Raw genomic sequence first — 16,215 nt, 5'->3', positions numbered from 1 at the left:
TCGGAGACGGAGCAATCGCATGGTGAAGAGCAAAACGGAAAACGAAAGCACCGCCCTTCCAGAACCGACGATATGGGCGCGGGCCGTCTTGCTCGGCACAGCGGTTTTGGGCGCAGCGATGAATGATCGGTCGCTGAATGCCAAAAACGTCGAGCTCTTCGGGCGCAAAGTTCGCGAAGCCGTGCAGCCAATGGGTCCGGTGGCATGGGCTGTGATGCAGGCGCTAGAAACGCGTGTGAAAGCCGTCGGAGGAAACCTCGAGTGCGATCGGCTGCGTACGGCTCGGAGTGCCAATGCACTTTGTGAATCGCTCGCAAACGCGTCGGCGCTGGAGATCGTCGACAAGCTGGCAAACGCGCGACTCGAAACGAGCTCGTCGGCTGTGCAGTCGAGCCTCGCGACCGCGGCGGAATCGCTCGGCACGCTCGAAGACGCGACCGTGGTGAACACCCTACGGCGGCTCGTGCAGATGGAGCGAGGTGATCTTTCGGCTTCGAAGTATCTGCGCGAAGCACGTGCGATCCTGCATCAGGACGAAATGCGTCGATCGCTGCCGCTCGAGCTGCGCATGGTGGTGGGCGCGGCGCAGGCGTACTTGTCGACGGGCAAGCAGAGCATCGTCGGCGCATCGGCGTTCGACACGGGGCAGGACTACGACTTCGGCACGCCTGCGCCGCAAGCGGGTCTCACGAAGGTCGTGGCGCCGATCGACGTGGTCATCGAGTCCAAGCGAGGCAGCTCGCCGCCGCCGAGTCAGCCGCGTCCGAAGAAAGAGACATCCAAGAAAACGACGGAGCTGAAAACGCTCGCCTCGGAGGATTTGCCCGTCCTCACGCGGGTCAACGTGGAGCGACGAGCAACGGGGCTCGATCGCGCAAGCGCTCGCGCGATGCTGGATGAGGCCTACAAGGAAGCGTTGGACAAACTCGACGCGACGAGCACACCGATGCTCGTCAGCGTGACGCTCACGCTGGATGTGACGGGTGACGAGTGAGGATGTGCACCCGTAGACGTCACGCCAATCATTCGAGCGCGTAATATTTCACGGGTTCGTCCCGGAGCCACGTGCGTTGCCTTCGAGCAAACACGCGCGTCGCTCGCACGATCGCTTCGACGAGTTCGTCTTTCTGTAACTGCCCCTCGACGTGGGCACGCACTTCCTTGTACCCCACCGATCCCATCGCTCGCGTGGACGCATGCCCTTTCGCAAGCAGCCCGCGCACCTCTTCGATCCAGCCTTGTTCGAGCCATCGCACGACGCGCGCTCGAATCCGCGCGTCCTGCTCTTCGCGCGACACCGCGACCCCGACAAACCTTGCCCGATACCGTTCGTCCTGAAAACCATGCTCGGCAAACCATTCGCTCTGCCGCTTGCCCGATAGCTCGTACACTTCGAGCGCTCGACTGACGCGAACGAAGTCGTTTGGGGCCAAACGATTGGCGCTCTCCGGATCGACCTTGGCAAGCTCTGCATGCAGCGCGCCGCGCCCGGATGCTTCGACGAACGCTGCATGTCTCGCGCGGATTTCAGGACTCGCAGGAGGCGCCGCCATGAGCCCTCGAACGAGAGCCTTCACCCAGAGATACGTCCCTCCGACGACGATGGGCACAAGACCACGCTTTCGTACGTCCGCGATGGCTCGATCCGCCATTTCGGCATAGGTGTGCGCATCGATCGGGGCGAATGGATCCGCTACGGACACGAGGTGATGCGCGACGCGCGCTTGTTCTTCCGCGGTGGGTTTGCCCGAGCCGATGTCGTAGTCGCGGTAGATCTGCACGCTGTCGGCGCCGATGATTTCACCCCCGAACATCTCGGCGAGACGGATCCCCAGCTCGGTTTTTCCTGTGGCCGTAGGACCAACGACGACCAAGAGCTCGTCTTCGTTCGGCCGCTCGATTTGCCGCCAGGACGGCGGAGGAGCGCTGTTTTGGGGTGCATTCATGTGCATCGCGACGGACGGAAGGCGTGATGTAGCAGCATCACCACGCCATCGCGACCGCGAGCACCGCTTGGATGCACGAAGAACCTCCCTCGAGCGCGTCGTTTGCGCTAGGGTGCGCGCCTCATGTCCGACACTCGCGACTTGCTCCTCGAGATCGGCTGCGAAGAGCTGCCGGCTTCTTTCGTCGAGGCTGCGCTGCGTGCGCTGCCCGAGCTCGTACACAAAAAACTCGCGGATCTCCGGCTTGCGCATGGGACCATCCGAGCGCTTGGCACGCCCAGGCGCCTTTCCGTGGTCGTTGCGCACGTGGCCGAGCGTCAACCGGATCTCGAAGAGGAAGTGACGGGTCCGCCCGTAAAAGCAGCGTTCAAAGAAGGTGTTCCGACGAAGGCCGCCGAAGCGTTTGCCTCGAAGATCGGCTGCTCGGTTGCCGACTTGCGCCGCGTCGAAACGCCCAAAGGCGAGTACCTCGTGGGCACGCGGCGCGAAGCAGGACAGAGCGCGGCGGCGCTTTTGCCCGATGCGCTGCGCGCGATCATCACGGCGATTCCGTTTCGCAAGTCGATGCGTTGGGGCTCCGGCGAGTTTGCCTTCGGACGGCCGATTCATTGGATCGTCGCGCTCTTTGGCCGCGACGTGATCGACGTCGACGTAGCGGGCGTGAAGAGCGGGCGCACGTCACGTGGACACAGATTCCTTGCACCTGAAACGATTTCGTTTGCCGACGCCGATTCCTACGTCGAAACGCTTCGCAAAGCGCATGTGCTCGTCGACCCAGCAGAACGCGCACGCGTGATGCACGAAAGGCTCGTCGAAGGCGCAAAAGCCGCCGGCGGAACGCTCATCGAGGACGACTTTTTGATTGGGGAAAACCTTTCGCTCGTGGAGGAACCTCACGTCATCGTCGGTGGTTATGCGAATGAATTCCTCGAACTGCCCGAGCGAGTCATCGTCGCAGTGGCCAAGGGGCATCAACGTTACTTCTGCGTGCGAGGTGCCGATGGGAAGCTTTTGCCGCGGTACTTATCGGTCGTGAACACGGCGCTCGCGCCGGAAAACATTCGCCGCGGCAACGATTGCACGATGCGTGCGCGCCTTTCTGATGCGCGCTTTTTCTATCGCGAAGACGTGGCCATTCCGCTCGCCGACAGGCGACAGAAGCTCGGAGGGATCGTCTTTCAAAAACGTCTCGGCACGATGCTGGGCAAAGCTACGCGCATCGAGCGCCTTGCGCGCGAGATTGGTCTTTTGCTTTCGCTCCCCGAACCGACACTCATGGCATCGGCATCGGGAGCGCATCTTGCCAAATGCGATCTCGTGTCGCTGATGGTCGGCGAATTCCCGGAGCTCGAAGGAGAAATGGGCCGCGCGTACGCGCTCGCGCAAGGCGTGAGTGCGGACGTGGCGGATGTGATTCGCGAGCACTACCAGCCGAAGGGTGCGCAGGATGCGACGCCGAAATCGGATGCGGGTGCGCTCGTTTCGATCGCCGACAGGCTCGACACGATCGTGGGTTGTTTCGCGATTGGTCTGACGCCCACGGGAGCGGCGGATCCTTACGGTTTGCGGCGTGCGTGCATTGGCATCTTGCGCGTGATGTTCGATCGCGGCTTCGATCTGCGCCTCTCCGATGCCATCCGGGCAGCGTATGACGGGTATGGCGGCGTGACGCTAGATCTCGGGCCCGCGGAGCTTATGGACAAGCTCGGCGACTTTTTCACGGAGCGTTTGCGCGGGTTACTGACGGACAAACTTCCGCAAGATGCCGTTGCGGCAAGCCTTGCGGTGGCCTTCGAAAGGCCGCTCGATGCGCGCGCGCGGGCAAGCGCGCTGGCGGAGCTCGATGCAGCCACGCGTGCGAGCGTGGGCGAGGTGTTCAAGCGCGCGACGAACATTGCGGAGAATGCGCCGGCCGGAGAACCCGTTGCTCCGCGCGCGGAGGATCACGTGAGCGAGCGGATCGTATACGACGGATACGTGAAGCTGCGCGCGACGCTGGTCGATTTGCGTCGAGCTGGTGATTACGGGGCCGCGCTTCGCGAAGTGGCTCGGTTTGCGCCGCTTTTGCACCAATACTTCTTGGACGTGTACGTCATGACGGACGATTTGCCCGTGCGGGAAAATCGGCTGCGTCTCATGCGAGCCATTTCCGAGATGTGCTCGACGCTCGCCCGGTTCGACTTGCTCGGCGAGCGGTAATGATACCGGGCCTCGAGTTGAACGCTCGCTTCGCGGGCGTAAGACGCCCGCTGCGCGAGGCCAGTTTGCGATGGGGGGCTCGCAGGCGGCTCTTTGAGTCTTTTGGGGCTACGCCCCAAAAGACGAGCCGACTGCTCTGCCCCCCATACCCCCCGATAGAACCTTGTTTCAAACTGCTCGGAACTCTAGGTTCTCTGCGGAGAACCGTTATCCGCACATGACTCCCGCGCTCGCACGCCTTGGCTATTCGCCCTATTTTGCTGGCCACTTTTTGGTGCACGAGGGGCCGCATCGGGCCGTTGCGCGTGTGATTACGGAACATCGTGGAGCGTACGAAATCCAGGGTGAAACCGTGTCGAGCATGGCGGTGCTTTCGGGCAAACTCCGCCACGAAGCGCAGAGTCCGATTGACTTTCCTGCCGTCGGCGATTGGGTCGTCGTGGACGATCAGCCCGATACGGACGGCCATGCAATCGTGCAAGCGCTGCTTCCGCGGCGTACGGCATTCATTCGGAGGGCGGCGGGGACCGGGGACAAACCGCAGGTCGTCGCAGCCAACATCGACTTTGCATTTCTCGTGAGCTCGCTCAATCGTGATTTCAATCCACGGAGGCTCGAGCGATACTTGGCAATCACGCGCGAAAGTGGCGCCGAGCCCATCATTTTGCTCACGAAAGCCGACTTGGGTGACCCGAAACCGGCATTGGAATGGATTTCGGCAAATGCTGCGGACGTGGCGGTGCACGTATCGAGTGCCGTGACGGGCGAAGGGATCGACACGATTCGAGGATATTTGCGCGAGGGCATGACGGGCGTGCTGCTCGGTTCGTCCGGCGTGGGCAAATCGACGCTGATCAATCGATTGATTGGTGAAGAAAGGCTAGCGACGTCGGCCATATCGGCTGGAACGGACAAGGGCCGGCACACGACGACGCGTCGGGAGCTCATTGTATTGCCTGCGGGTGGGATCTTGATCGATACGCCGGGAATGCGTGAAATTGGAGTTTGGGCAGGAGGTGGATCGGGTTTGGCGGAGGCGTTCGAAGACATCGCAGCGCTCGCTGCCAATTGCCGATTTTCGGATTGTGGACACGACAAAGAACCGGGATGCGCCGTACGCGAGGCAGTAACGCAAAAAACGCTCGCGCCGGAACGATTGGAGAGTTTTTTGCGATTACGCGCCGAAGGTCAGCGACTCGAAATCATGTCCAATACGCGACTGCGCAGTGACGAAGCGCGTAAAAATCGATGGATGGGGAAGGCGGCGAAGGCGCAATCGAAGCTCAAGCGGGGGTGACGAATTGCCGCCCCAGTTTGGATCGTCGACTCAATGGCGTCTAATTCGCCGCAGCCCCTGTTTGTGACGCCGAATTCGCATGCCTTATCGGCACTGCGTACGCGTCGTGCCCACGCGCATAAACGTCGACGAAGGCCTCACCAACCGGAAGCAGTAGCAACATGTTGGGAGAAAGCCAGCCGATGATCTCTAGAATATTTTTGTCGAGCTGAGGCAAGCTTTCCATCTTGAAGATTGGCTGATGGTGTGAAATGCGATTACGCAGCTTGCGGATATCTTGCAGCTTCCCTGCGATATTGGCACGCGTTCTATATTTTTTCGGAACATTGGGAAATGCTTTGACAAAGTGGGCTTTCCTATGCCAGATTTGCGTTGTATTCGGCTGTAGCGTCAGCCCTAATCCAAAACTCAATTCGCTACCACGCGATAGGCTCTTCAGGCTTGCTGCGTCCCTGCAGCTGCGCCACTTTCTGAACCGCTCCTTCTCTATGTCGCGTAAGGTACTGAATCCTCGTACCAACGGCTTTGAATCGTATCCGGCGATGACTTTGAAATATGGCCATGTCACTTCGACAATCCTATGCTTGGATAGAAGGATTGACCAAGAGCAAGGTTCCAGCGATAACGGGCAAGCACGACCTCATCCGACTCATCCCCCAGACGGTATGTCTCAAGTCGCTTGTCGGAGAGCGCGCTTCTTACTGCCGTCAGAGAAACCCCTTGCGTGATGCCTTCTGCTGCCATACGGATTCATACTGTCCCCGGGTACCCCTCTCCCCGCTCGCAAGGGTTGGTGATGGGCCTGGGGTTTGTCGGCGAGCGTCTCCGCATTAGCGGACACTCGTGTTTTGCCAAGAATAGACGGCCTGACTCCTGACAGAATGCCTCTTGCTTCTGCGCCTCGAAAAGCGCGACCATACCGTCCATGCACATTGCTTTCGTGGTGCACGTCGTCAAAGGTCTCGATCCCGAAGAACTGCTCTCCGACGAGACCAAGCGCGAGACGCAAGCCGTCCTGATGTCGATGGAAGATGCGGCAAAGATGGGATTCTCCGCATCCGGCGTTCAAGTCAAACCCGGACAAGAAGCCTGCCTCATCGTCGTTGCAAAGCGCGACGCGCCCTGGATTGCACGAGCTCTCGAACAACACGACAAGGTCGCGGGCTTTCAACAAGTCGACGTGAACATCGGCTGAAGCGTCAGCGCTTCCGCTCAATCACCCGCGTATACACCTCACGCTTGCTGCGTCCCGACACGAGCGCCACTTCATCCGCCACGTCCCGCGGACGCCGACCTCGTCCAAGCTCCGCATCGATCAGCCGATCCATTTCCTCGTCGCTCATCACCGGCGTGTCCACATTTTGCCGCGGCCCGAGCACGATCGTCACTTCGCCCAACATCTCGCGATCCCGCGTCAACTGCGCAAGTTCGCCCAAAGACCCACGGACAAACTCTTCGTGCACCTTGGTCAGTTCACGCGGCGTCACCAAGCTCTTCCTTGAGGTACGCGCGCAGCTTCGATGCAAGGCGCGCTTCGAGCTGCCTCACGCGTTCACGCGACACCCCGAACTCGTCGCCAAGCTCTTGCAGCGTGACGGGTTCGTCCGCCGACATGCGTTTGTCGAAGATGATGACGTCTTTGCCCGTGAGCGTTTTGCGGAACGTGTCGAGCCGCTCGCGAACCATGCGATCCATCTCTTGCGACTCGAACGCCGCGTCGGGACCGCTCGCGGACGAAGGCATGAGATCGATGCGTGAAACCGCACGACCCTCGCTGTCTCCAACGGGCGCATCGAGCGACGCTTCACCACTCGACATTCGTCGACGGACGATGAGGTGCAGATTTGCTGTGACGAGCCGTGCTGCAGTCTTGACGTCTTGTGTCTCGACGTAGTGCCGCGTGAGCTTCTGCTCTTCTTCGGACGTGAGCGGCGGATGGCGTTGAACTTCGCGCCGATAAGCTCATACCATCACGAACTTCCGAGACACTCCCGCTCAGCGAGCACACGATGCCTGCTTCCCTTCCGCTCAACGAAGCCGAATGGCTCACGCGCAAGCGACGTATCGATCCCCGACTCGATGCCGCGAAGTGGACATTCGCCCCACGCAGCGACAACGCCCCGCCCAACCCGTGCCGAACGGAGGAGCAGCCCACGGCAAACGGCCCGGCCGACTATGCGCTCTGGCTCGATGGCCACGTCGTCGCAATCGTCGAGGCCAAGCGTGTCTCTCGCGATACTCGCAACGTCCTGAGCCAAGCTGAACGCTATGCGCTCGGGTTGCCACACGGCCCTTATCACTTCGCGAACGACGTCCGTGCGCCCTTTCTCTATGCCACGAATGGCGAAGAAATCTGGTTCCGAGATGCCCGTCATCCGAAAAATCGTGTGCAATTGATTGCGCAATTTCATACGCCCGATGCGCTTCGCGAAATGCTCGACCGCGACGTGGACGCGGCATGCGAACGACTCGCTCAATTGCCGCATGATCATCCGTGGCTGAGGCCGTACCAACGTGACGCGAGCGTAGCCATCGAGCAAGCCATTGCCGATCGAAGGCGGCGAATGCTGCTCGCAATGGCAACGGGGACCGGAAAAACCTTTACCATCGTATACCAAATCCACCGACTGCTCAAGGCGGGAATAGATCGAATGGCTCGACCTGTAATGCTCGAGCGATGTTCCGCAGCATTCGCAACTGAATCCACGACCGCCCCCGCTCGATGATCGAAATGCTCAAGGGATTGCACTTCGCCATTTTGGCGAGCTTTCGCAAGGAAATGTCGCGTTCGAGTCGCAGTGATTGAATGCGCGCGCCAACGTGAACCGTAAGGTCGATCGACTCGCTTCGTTCTCCCATCGCGTCACTTTACACGAAAAGTCCGCCCCGCGAAGCGGCCACGGGTGCAGCCATCTCCATGCCATGCTGATCACACGGATGACTTTGGCGAAAGCAACTCCACAGCGAAGTCCCACTGCTCGGCGTTCTCCTCGGTGCGCTCGGGGAGCCGTTCACGTGCAGTGCAGCGGCCTACGTCGCGCGCGGTCGTAGAAGCGCCCCAGACAAGCAGCAGCTTCGCTAGGCGACAACCCGAGGCGTCTCGAGACACGCCCGCCCAATTCGTGTCCCTCGCCCTACACGCACCCGAAATCACGCTTGTCGCGCCGACATGTCGCACTAGCCCAACTTCCGCAGTTGGGCCAGGGCAGATCAATAATTTCAAGCACTTACGGCCCAAAGTTGGCACTACAAATCTACGCGACGCGTGGGGTCCGGATGCGCTCGGGTAGGCGTAGCCCGAGGCGGTCGAGCAGGGCTGCCTGTTCAGGCTCGGGACGGACGATGCAACGAATCCGCAGTTCGCGCCCGGCTTCTCCTGCGATGGGGATGATGACGTCCGCGCATTGAATGCGATGAAGCTCCTCGAGAATCGTGCGCGGACTGTTGCCCAATCCTGCACGTTTCTGCCACTGTTCCAGTTTTCCATAATGCATACGCCAGAAAGCACACGAGAATGTGCGCCTGTACTCGCTCGGCTTTCTGATGCCATATCGGTCGAATCGAGAGGTCGTTTTTATGAATGCGAAATGCGGCTTCCGCTTGCGTCAATTGAATGTACGTGTGCCATAATTCTTGCGCCGACCAATTGTTTACGTTGGTGCGCAGCACATATCCCTCGCTTTCGCGGGCCCATTCATTCCAGTCGAATTGCAGCGCTTTCGAAGTTTCAATCCTCCGGCCCTGGTTGGATCGTAAACGATTTGTATTCGATAGCGGCCGGCCGCGCGTTCATTGCCGCCGAGAAGCCGCCCAATTTGGCGTTCGAGCGTGCTTCGATCCACGGGCTTTTTGGCTCGCTCGAGCCGCCGCTCGATCGTTCGAGACCATCTTCGATCCGTTTCGCAAATCGGTCGTCATCGCCGATTCCTTCTTCGCTCGATCTGCGGACCGGCACAATACAAATGTCTCGGATCCTTCGAGCACAGCTTGACTTCCAATCCGTCACGAATTCCGTCCAGCCCGCCGAATCCAAAATCGCCTCACGCCAAGATTTCATCGCTGCTTTGGGCGTGCCAATCAAATACCGTCTGCCCGTTGATTCAAGCCATTTCACATTCGCTTCGCTGCCCATCCCGCGATCCATGACCCATACGCGTTGCGCGATGCCAAATCTTCGTTCCATGCTCTGACGATTTCTTTGACCGTCGTCATGTCGCACGGTTTCCGGGAAAACCTCGTAGCCAAGCGGAAGTCCTTCACGCGTGACGACGAGCGCGATGCAAACCGCTTGCAATCCGAGCGGTGATCGCGACTGTGTCCGCGCTTGGCGAGCTCGTTTTCTCCGCAAGCCCCTCGAAATGTGCTCGTCACATCGTACAACAGCAGATCATATTCAATCGAGAACAATTCGCCGAGTCGCTTGCGCAAATGTTTCTCGATGGCTTCTTTGTGCGGCAAAAGCTCGTCGAGCGCGATACAGCCGGTCATCTTGACCCGCTCCACTGGAAATCGAGAATGTCTTCGAGCGCCGTTTTGCGATACCAATCCTCGGCGATGTGCAATTCGCTGGATGGCTCGCACAGTCGTGCAATGACCAAAACCGCCGCCATCGTGGACCATGCGACGGACTCTTTCCCTTCGGGCATGCGACGCGCAACATATCCAGTTGCAATGCCTTCAGAGCGTCCATCCGAGCCACAATCGCCGAAATCACGACTGCGTTGGGCGGAAGATCCGCTCGAATCTTCAAGGTTTGCGGAAGGGGATTATCTTCCCATAACTCCATTTGATTCGCGCCGCCCGTCATTCGAGCGCCCAACCCTTCGCGGCCGCTCGCTCCTGCGCATCGAGATTCCCGAGCTGCGCGACCGTCTGTTGAACGACTCTGCCATTGCGACGAACGGACCGAACCAATCGCCAATAGGTGTGGGTGGTTCCGTTTTCTTGACCAGCGAGCGACGTAGATACATCGGATCTCTTGCTGCAATCATGGTCCTTCCGGTAAAACCGCGCAAATCCATCGGTTGGCACTACACGCATGGTTTGGAAGGGCCGAGTGACGGGTCTTCCCAAATCGGCGACGCATCACTCGCGCACAACAACTCAGGCCACATGCCTGGCCCACATTGTTCCGTGGAATCAGCGTTCGGTGAGCACGATTCTGACGACGGGCTTGGCCAACTGCGGAAGTTGGGCTAGGTCCGGACGTAGGCCGAGGTGTCGCGCGTGCACGTGCCCCTCCATTTGCGACGGAGTGCCATGTGTCGCGACGACGCGTGCCCCTCCATTTGCGACGGAGTGCCAGGTGTCGCGACGACATGCCGCCCTAAGTCCGAACTTGGGCCGAGGTGTCGCGACGACGCGTGCCCCTCAATTTTCGGCGGAGTGTCATGTGTCGCGACGACATGCGGGTGTCAGCCCGCGCTGAGGGGCACTGTCGTCGATTTGAGATGTGAAATTTGGAGACTGTGGGCGTACTGTGTTACCGTCGTTGCACGATCGAAGGAGGTCGAAGTGAGAAAGTATCGAGTCAAAGCGGCATCGGATATCCGCATTACGTATGGGGTCGAACTTTGCGAAGGGCTGCGGCATTTCCCGGAGACGGATGGGTATGCGGCGTCGTTCGAGGTGCTCAACAACGAGCTCGATGCGGCGCACAATACGCGACGTGGATTGCGCAAGCCGATGTTGCAGAAGCGAGCGGCTTTTCGCTTTGCGCATTACAACACGGATCAGACGATTCGGATGATTCACGGGGCGGTGGGGATCGCGGATGGTGGACGCAAGAATGGCCCCATTGCGAAGTTTTGTTCCCCGAGGACTCGGGCCGGTGGTGGCGCCGTACGGGATGCGGCAAATCCCGCCGACGGTGAAGCTCGTCGACGACATGAAGCGATGCAAGGTGCCTGGGAGCGAGGCATTCATAGCGGAGTGGCTACCGAAATTGGAGATAGCGCTCGACAAGCTGCAAACGACGGCGAATGCGTATAGCAGCGCGCAAAGCGTACCTCGAGGCATTCGCGGACGAGGTTGCATTGCGGGGCGAGCATTACCATGCGGTGGACAAATTGATGGGCCTCGTGCGCGGCATTTCCGAACGACCGCGTGCGACAGGATTTGGTGTTCCCGGTGATGGACGACGATAGCGAGAGCGACGAAGGCGAAGGCGAGGGGGAGGGCGAGGCGTAGAGGCGTGGCATCGATGGTCCTCGCGGCCCTGGGTGGAGTGAAACCAATCGCATGGTCGTGAGGACGCGGGGGGACGACCCGCTCGGCGCTAGTTGGACGCATGGTCGAGGGATTCCCGGCGGAGAAAGACTCCGCGCCCGGGCAATCGAATCTCGTCAATGGGCCTGCTCGAGACCACGATTTCTGTCGTCACTGTTACGAGACGGCCTTGCATAGCTAAAAACTCGAACTCGATGTCCTCGATCTCTTCACGATCCTCCGCATTGTCTTTCTCGAGCAGGAAGTGTAAAATTATCTCGTTGTCGACAGTGATCGAAACTGCGCGGAAATTGGAAGAAACGGCACCAAGGAGCGATTGGATGAGGTTGAGCACCTGCCGATTTTCTTCTTCAAGTGTTGCCATTGATGGCCCACCCTTGCAGCCCTTTGCGTCCGGGGCGACTGACTTGATTCATTGCCCAAACATGGTGCCAGCCCGCACTCATTCCGGCTGCTTACCGAAGACGTCCGTTACACGGCGCGCGATTTCTACGTCGCTTGTTGCAATCGACAAGTCACGCCTATCGCGGTCGATTGCCGTGTGACGCTGTACGTGTCGCCGTCGTTGCCCGCACCGACATACGGATTCAATCTTCGAAAAACGTCACCGCAGCATCGTCGAGATTACTGCCGACCGCTTCAGCGGCGAGCCCTTCGGGTCCGAGTGTGCGCGACCAAGTGGTCGCGAGAAGACGTGCCGCTTCTACCGCGATCTCGTCGCTTATTTGCTGATTCTGAAAAAGCGTCGAGATGTGTACGTGATTCATGACGCGTTGTATTTCCCGAGAGTTCAATCCTTTTGCTCGCCACTGTTCATAGAGAGCTGGGGAGAACCCGGATGCTAAGAAGCGTCGCTCTTCGTGAACAATCAAATCGGGCCAGAATAGCGAAGCGAAGCCGAATAATAGGTCTGGCGTCGCCACGAATCCGACGTAGTCGATGAGACTGATATCCGCTCCTTGTGGTCCGCTCTTGCACCATGCATCAAAATCCGCCAACTGAGCCATGACAGTATCGTTTGGGCGCATTATTCTCTCCTGAATGGGACTTCGTCCGGAGTCGAGGGTCTTGGACGACTTTCCCTGATACTTGATTTTGTCGGATCCCTCGGGTTCAAGTGCCTCGTGGTTTCAACCGTATGAGGTGTTGGGACTCCCCCATGCGGTGGCCCCACTGCATCGACGCGTTTCCCCATGCCGGGCGTTGGATAGTCATACGTTTCGTATGTCGTTACCCCTTTGCTATCGGTCCTGAATCTCGAGTGTGGGCCCCAGCCGCTGGGTCTGGACCACGAAACTGATTTCCGCCTCGTCCACCTCCGCCTCCTGGAGCAGCCCCGCCCCCTGGCGGCCCTCTCGTGGTTCTCGCCCCTGTTCCTGGTCCCAGCTTCTTCCCGACAATAGCGGCAACGATCGCTACGCCCACGCCCACGGACGCCCGCCCTACTGTGTACCAATCCTCGTCGTCGATGGCAAACCCCAGCGTAGCTGCCCCCATCAGCGGATTGACGACATTGACCGCGTCAATGAGGTCGCCCTTTTGGTACGCTTCGGCCATTTCGAGCACCGTGCGCGCTTGGGCCACCAGATTCGCATCCGACCCCGGTACCATTTCGTCGAGATGATCGTAGACGTCGACAATGCCGTCCCAGACGCCGTCCCAAGCACCGGGCGCCGACGGACCCGACTCTGGTTTCGTCGTTTGCTGCGGTAAACTGCTGGCGCCAGATCCCGTCGTTCCGACATCGGTTGTCGGCGCTTGGGCGCCCACGTCAGCCGCATGTGGCGAAGGCGTAGGTCGCGGCGTCGGTGGCGGCAATGGGTCGAACGTGATGTGAATGCCGAGCTGTCCGGGCGTTTCTTCGACGCGCCACAACCGGCGCGCTTCTTCCTCGGTAAACCCACTTGGATCCACGAATGTCAGCGGATTGTTGCGCACGTAGGAATACGCCCCGAAGCTTTGCCCATTGTACACGTTTGCAATGATCGGATCGGTCGTCGTGAATCGCCCAATGCGTGGGTCGAAATAGCGTCCCCTCATGTTGACGAGGCCGATTTCGTCGGCCTCTTCGTGCCCCGTGAATCCCTTTTTCGTTTTGCTCGTGAACGCTATCGATGGCCCGCCCCATTCTGGATTCCTGCGCGCGCCGAATGCATCGTAGCTCCGCCGCTCATCGATGCTGCCATTCTCTTTCGTGGTCGTCTCGATCGACCCAAGGTGATCGACATGCAGGTAGCGCGTCCCCGGTTCTGGGCCACCACGCGTGACTTAATTCGAAGTCGCGCCGGCAATACTCAGGAGCCTGCGAGCCTTCTCCGCTTCACCAAGCTGCTCCAGTACATCGAAAGCCGCGTCTCGTTCCCCGCATATCGCCTCGCGATAGAGGAGCCACAGCCCCTCTCGCACTACGCGATGACAGCGCTGCACAATGTCGCTTGGGGTGCCGGGACTCGTTGAAGGATACCCGGAGAGGATCTGGAACATGAGGTCAAGCACAGCCACGCGAACCCATTTTTCTCGTGGATCAACCAAGGAGGCGATTAAGACCGAAGAGCATGCTTCAGACACCTCGAACAGTTCCCCTTGAACGAATGCGTGATTCTCAACTCCCCAATATGCGCGCTCAGCGGCATCAGCACTTTCCGATGCTAGAAGTTCATGTAGAGCATGTTGAACGCTTTCGCCGTCTCCGCCCAGGGCGCGGAGAATCGACCAGTCAATTGATGCCAAGAGACGCTCTGCCGTATTCGAAGTTTTCATTGCGAACCTCCCGTGGGTTCACGAACAGTTCCAGGAACGAATCGCTCCGCAGGAAATTTGGCTTGACAGTTCGGGCAGATTGGAATCTGCCTCCATTCTAACTGACCCGTAGCCGGATTTCGCCGCCATCCCATTACCTCCGTCATAGTCCCGCCCGGAAGCTGTGCATCCGCCGCAACCTCGGCGTGCACGCCAGGTCTCGAGCGACCAACGGCGACTTCGCCATCACGGGCAATCCCTACATATGCGGCGCTTGACCGATTAGGTCGTCCATCCGCAAGACGACCCGCTGCGTCACGTGCTGCGCGCGCGTTGCCTATCGCCTCCGCCTTCGGCGGCCCCCTCGTCGTTTTCCCTCCCTTCCCAACGCCCGTGCTTGCACCGGTTATCTTGCCGACGACGACGCCCACAATGACCGTGACGCCTATCGCGGTCGATTGCCTGGTCACGCTGTACGTATCGCCGTTGTCGTTTGCAAGGGACACGTTGGCGAATGCGATCAGCGGATTGACCACATTGAATGCATCGACGGCATCGCCCTTGTCGTATGCGTCGTACATGCGCTCGATCGTCGGCAATGGTGTCGACGTCCAATCGTCCCAAATGCCGCGCGCCGCATCTCCAACGCCATCCCATACGGCATCGCCCGCGCTTCCCTTTTCGACCACCGTCGCACCCTGCGGCGGTCCTGCTGCGCCATTGCCCGTCGTTCCCACATCGGTTGTCGGCGCTTGGGCGCCCACGTTAGCCGCTTGTGACGGTGGCGCAGGTCGCGGCGTTGGTGCCGGCAGTTGGTCGAACGTGATGTGAATGCCGAGCTGCCCCGTCTCTTCGACGCGCCACAACCGACGCGCTTCCTCCTCGGTAAACCCGCTCGGATCCACGAACGTCAGCGGATTGTTGCGCACGTACGAATACGCCCCAAAGCTTTGCCCATTGTACACGTTTGCAATGATCGGATCGGTCGTCGTGAACCGCCCAATGCGTGGGTCGTAGACTCTTCCCTTCATGTTGACGAGGCCGAATTCGTCGGCCTCTTCATGGCCTGTATAGCCCTTTTTCGTTTTGCTCGTGAACGCTATCGATGGCCCGCCCCATTCTGGATTCCTGCGCGCGCCGAATGCATCGTAGCTCCGCCGCTCATCGATGCTGCCATTCTCTTTCGTGGTCGTCTCGATCGACCCAAGGTGATCGACATGCAGGTAGCGCGTCCCCGGTTCTTGGCCGCCGCGCGTCACAGCTAGAAATCGTGCGCTCCGGCGAATGCACGTGGTAACGATGCTCGATGCCGCTGGCGGTTTTCACCTGCTCGTAAAGGTGGTCGAAGTAAATGGTCTCCGTCGTCAACGTCGTTTTGCGGATTCGTTGCTGATCACCGTCGTATCCAAACGTCGTCGCCTTTGCACCTTGCGTGATCGTCTTCGGCAAATCGAACGGCGTATACGTGATGATGACGCCTCCTGGCCGCGTAATTTGATTGCCGACCGCATCATGGTAGAAGCTATCGCCTGCCGCATTCGTAACGGCATGCGGATGCGTGGGATCAGTATACGACAGAATGCCCACGTCGCTCTTTGATACGAGAGTTCCCATTGGGCGCATAGCCGTACGACGTGCGCACGGTGCATTCGGATTCTCGACGAGCCGGAAGTATGCACATGTTAGCCGATTCAGCCCATCATACTGGAACCGCTCCGTCGTGTTTTGCGCTTGCAACGCATCCGTGCGGCTCTTCAAATTAGGCCGCTCATCCCAGGAGTAAGCCAATTGCTGAATGGTCGCTGC

At 59.5% G+C, this 16,215-nt stretch carries 23 protein-coding genes and 2 pseudogenes; 8 read left to right on the top strand and 17 right to left on the bottom strand.

Features of this window, described 5'->3' with window-relative positions:
- Positions 1-19 precede the first annotated feature (19 nt).
- A complete protein-coding gene (locus IPM54_13040) occupies positions 20-994 on the top strand; it encodes a hypothetical protein (GenBank protein ID MBK9260729.1) in 975 nt (324 codons plus the stop codon).
- Between the two features lie 28 nt (positions 995-1,022).
- Here the strand turns inward: IPM54_13040 and miaA are convergent, their stop codons facing one another.
- Positions 1,023-1,952: a tRNA (adenosine(37)-N6)-dimethylallyltransferase MiaA gene (gene miaA, locus IPM54_13035; protein ID MBK9260728.1), complete on the bottom strand. Its 930-nt coding sequence runs from the start codon at positions 1,950-1,952 to the stop codon at positions 1,023-1,025.
- 117 nt (positions 1,953-2,069) lie between these two features.
- On the opposite strand from miaA, the gene IPM54_13030 reads away from it, so the two are divergent.
- Positions 2,070-4,145, top strand: a complete 2,076-nt coding sequence (locus tag IPM54_13030) for a glycine--tRNA ligase subunit beta (protein MBK9260727.1) — start codon at positions 2,070-2,072, stop codon at positions 4,143-4,145.
- Between the two features lie 217 nt (positions 4,146-4,362).
- Positions 4,363-5,442 carry a ribosome small subunit-dependent GTPase A gene (rsgA, locus tag IPM54_13025; protein MBK9260726.1) on the top strand — a complete coding sequence of 360 codons (1,080 nt, stop codon included), beginning with the start codon at positions 4,363-4,365 and terminating at the stop codon, positions 5,440-5,442.
- 40 nt (positions 5,443-5,482) lie between these two features.
- Here the strand turns inward: rsgA and IPM54_13020 are convergent, their stop codons facing one another.
- Positions 5,483-6,010, bottom strand: a complete 528-nt coding sequence (locus tag IPM54_13020; GenBank protein MBK9260725.1) for a hypothetical protein — start codon at positions 6,008-6,010, stop codon at positions 5,483-5,485.
- 357 nt (positions 6,011-6,367) lie between these two features.
- Here IPM54_13020 and IPM54_13015 point away from each other — a divergent pair, with 357 nt between their 5' ends.
- The gene (locus IPM54_13015) at positions 6,368-6,637 is read left to right on the top strand and encodes a hypothetical protein (protein ID MBK9260724.1); all 270 of its coding nucleotides are present in this window, start codon (positions 6,368-6,370) and stop codon (positions 6,635-6,637) included.
- A gap of 4 nt (positions 6,638-6,641) precedes the next feature.
- On the opposite strand, the gene IPM54_13010 is transcribed toward IPM54_13015, so the two are convergent.
- A complete protein-coding gene (locus tag IPM54_13010; protein ID MBK9260723.1) occupies positions 6,642-6,929 on the bottom strand; it encodes a hypothetical protein in 288 nt (95 codons plus the stop codon).
- A pseudogene (locus IPM54_13005) lies at positions 6,916-7,404 on the bottom strand (RNA polymerase subunit sigma). Before IPM54_13005 ends, IPM54_13010 begins: the two are co-directional and overlap by 14 nt.
- A 47-nt stretch (positions 7,405-7,451) precedes the next feature.
- On the opposite strand from IPM54_13005, the gene IPM54_13000 reads away from it, so the two are divergent.
- Entirely contained in the window at positions 7,452-8,168 is a 717-nt protein-coding gene (locus IPM54_13000; protein ID MBK9260722.1) for a DEAD/DEAH box helicase family protein, read from the top strand.
- Here the strand turns inward: IPM54_13000 and IPM54_12995 are convergent.
- The 6 genes from IPM54_12995 to IPM54_12970 all read right to left on the bottom strand — a co-directional run bounded on the left by IPM54_12995 (position 8,074) and on the right by IPM54_12970 (position 10,482).
- Positions 8,074-8,301 carry a helix-turn-helix transcriptional regulator gene (locus tag IPM54_12995; GenBank protein MBK9260721.1) on the bottom strand — a complete coding sequence of 76 codons (228 nt, stop codon included), beginning with the start codon at positions 8,299-8,301 and terminating at the stop codon, positions 8,074-8,076. The genes IPM54_13000 and IPM54_12995 overlap by 95 nt on opposite strands.
- Before the next feature lie 395 nt (positions 8,302-8,696).
- Positions 8,697-8,936 (bottom strand): hypothetical protein, encoded by a 240-nt coding sequence (locus tag IPM54_12990; GenBank protein MBK9260720.1) that lies wholly within the window; start codon positions 8,934-8,936, stop codon positions 8,697-8,699.
- Positions 8,937-9,169: 233 nt separating this feature from the next.
- Positions 9,170-9,499, bottom strand: a complete 330-nt coding sequence (locus IPM54_12985) for a hypothetical protein (GenBank protein MBK9260719.1) — start codon at positions 9,497-9,499, stop codon at positions 9,170-9,172.
- 53 nt (positions 9,500-9,552) lie between these two features.
- A complete protein-coding gene (locus tag IPM54_12980) occupies positions 9,553-9,930 on the bottom strand; it encodes a hypothetical protein (protein MBK9260718.1) in 378 nt (125 codons plus the stop codon).
- Positions 9,927-10,088 carry a hypothetical protein gene (locus IPM54_12975; protein ID MBK9260717.1) on the bottom strand — a complete coding sequence of 54 codons (162 nt, stop codon included), beginning with the start codon at positions 10,086-10,088 and terminating at the stop codon, positions 9,927-9,929. The genes IPM54_12980 and IPM54_12975 overlap by 4 nt, the downstream gene beginning before the upstream one ends.
- Positions 10,089-10,245: 157 nt before the next feature.
- Positions 10,246-10,482 carry a hypothetical protein gene (locus IPM54_12970; protein ID MBK9260716.1) on the bottom strand — a complete coding sequence of 79 codons (237 nt, stop codon included), beginning with the start codon at positions 10,480-10,482 and terminating at the stop codon, positions 10,246-10,248.
- A gap of 474 nt (positions 10,483-10,956) precedes the next feature.
- Between IPM54_12970 and IPM54_12965 the strand changes: the two genes are divergently transcribed.
- Complete coding sequence (locus IPM54_12965) at positions 10,957-11,433, top strand: hypothetical protein (protein ID MBK9260715.1); 477 nt, start codon at positions 10,957-10,959, stop codon at positions 11,431-11,433.
- Complete coding sequence (locus tag IPM54_12960; GenBank protein ID MBK9260714.1) at positions 11,424-11,588, top strand: hypothetical protein; 165 nt, start codon at positions 11,424-11,426, stop codon at positions 11,586-11,588. The genes IPM54_12965 and IPM54_12960 overlap by 10 nt, the downstream gene beginning before the upstream one ends.
- A gap of 131 nt (positions 11,589-11,719) precedes the next feature.
- Here the strand turns inward: IPM54_12960 and IPM54_12955 are convergent, their stop codons facing one another.
- The 3 genes from IPM54_12955 to IPM54_12945 form a co-directional block, all read right to left on the bottom strand.
- The gene (locus IPM54_12955) at positions 11,720-12,034 is read right to left on the bottom strand and encodes a hypothetical protein (GenBank protein ID MBK9260713.1); all 315 of its coding nucleotides are present in this window, start codon (positions 12,032-12,034) and stop codon (positions 11,720-11,722) included.
- A 223-nt stretch (positions 12,035-12,257) separates the two neighbouring features.
- Positions 12,258-12,677, bottom strand: coding sequence for a hypothetical protein (locus tag IPM54_12950; GenBank protein MBK9260712.1), 420 nt, complete (start codon positions 12,675-12,677; stop codon positions 12,258-12,260).
- A 20-nt stretch (positions 12,678-12,697) separates the two neighbouring features.
- The gene (locus IPM54_12945; GenBank protein MBK9260711.1) at positions 12,698-13,126 is read right to left on the bottom strand and encodes a hypothetical protein; all 429 of its coding nucleotides are present in this window, start codon (positions 13,124-13,126) and stop codon (positions 12,698-12,700) included.
- A gap of 183 nt (positions 13,127-13,309) precedes the next feature.
- Between IPM54_12945 and IPM54_12940 the strand changes: the two genes are divergently transcribed.
- On the top strand, positions 13,310-13,507 hold the full coding sequence (locus IPM54_12940) for a hypothetical protein (GenBank protein ID MBK9260710.1): 198 nt from the start codon (positions 13,310-13,312) through the stop codon (positions 13,505-13,507).
- A 53-nt stretch (positions 13,508-13,560) separates the two neighbouring features.
- Here IPM54_12940 and IPM54_12935 read toward each other — a convergent pair.
- The 4 genes and pseudogenes from IPM54_12935 to IPM54_12920 form a co-directional block, all read right to left on the bottom strand.
- Positions 13,561-13,902: pseudogene (locus IPM54_12935) on the bottom strand (RHS repeat-associated core domain-containing protein).
- 36 nt (positions 13,903-13,938) lie between these two features.
- Complete coding sequence (locus IPM54_12930; GenBank protein ID MBK9260709.1) at positions 13,939-14,430, bottom strand: hypothetical protein; 492 nt, start codon at positions 14,428-14,430, stop codon at positions 13,939-13,941.
- A complete protein-coding gene (locus IPM54_12925) occupies positions 14,427-15,668 on the bottom strand; it encodes an RHS repeat-associated core domain-containing protein (GenBank protein MBK9260708.1) in 1,242 nt (413 codons plus the stop codon). The genes IPM54_12930 and IPM54_12925 overlap by 4 nt, the downstream gene beginning before the upstream one ends.
- Positions 15,571-16,023, bottom strand: coding sequence for a hypothetical protein (locus IPM54_12920; GenBank protein ID MBK9260707.1), 453 nt, complete (start codon positions 16,021-16,023; stop codon positions 15,571-15,573). The genes IPM54_12925 and IPM54_12920 overlap by 98 nt, the downstream gene beginning before the upstream one ends.
- Positions 16,024-16,215: the final 192 nt, after the last annotated feature.

Source organism: Polyangiaceae bacterium (genome assembly GCA_016715885.1).
Lineage (GTDB): Bacteria > Myxococcota_A > Polyangia > Polyangiales > Polyangiaceae > Polyangium.
This window is presented reverse-complemented; position numbering and strand designations above follow the sequence as displayed.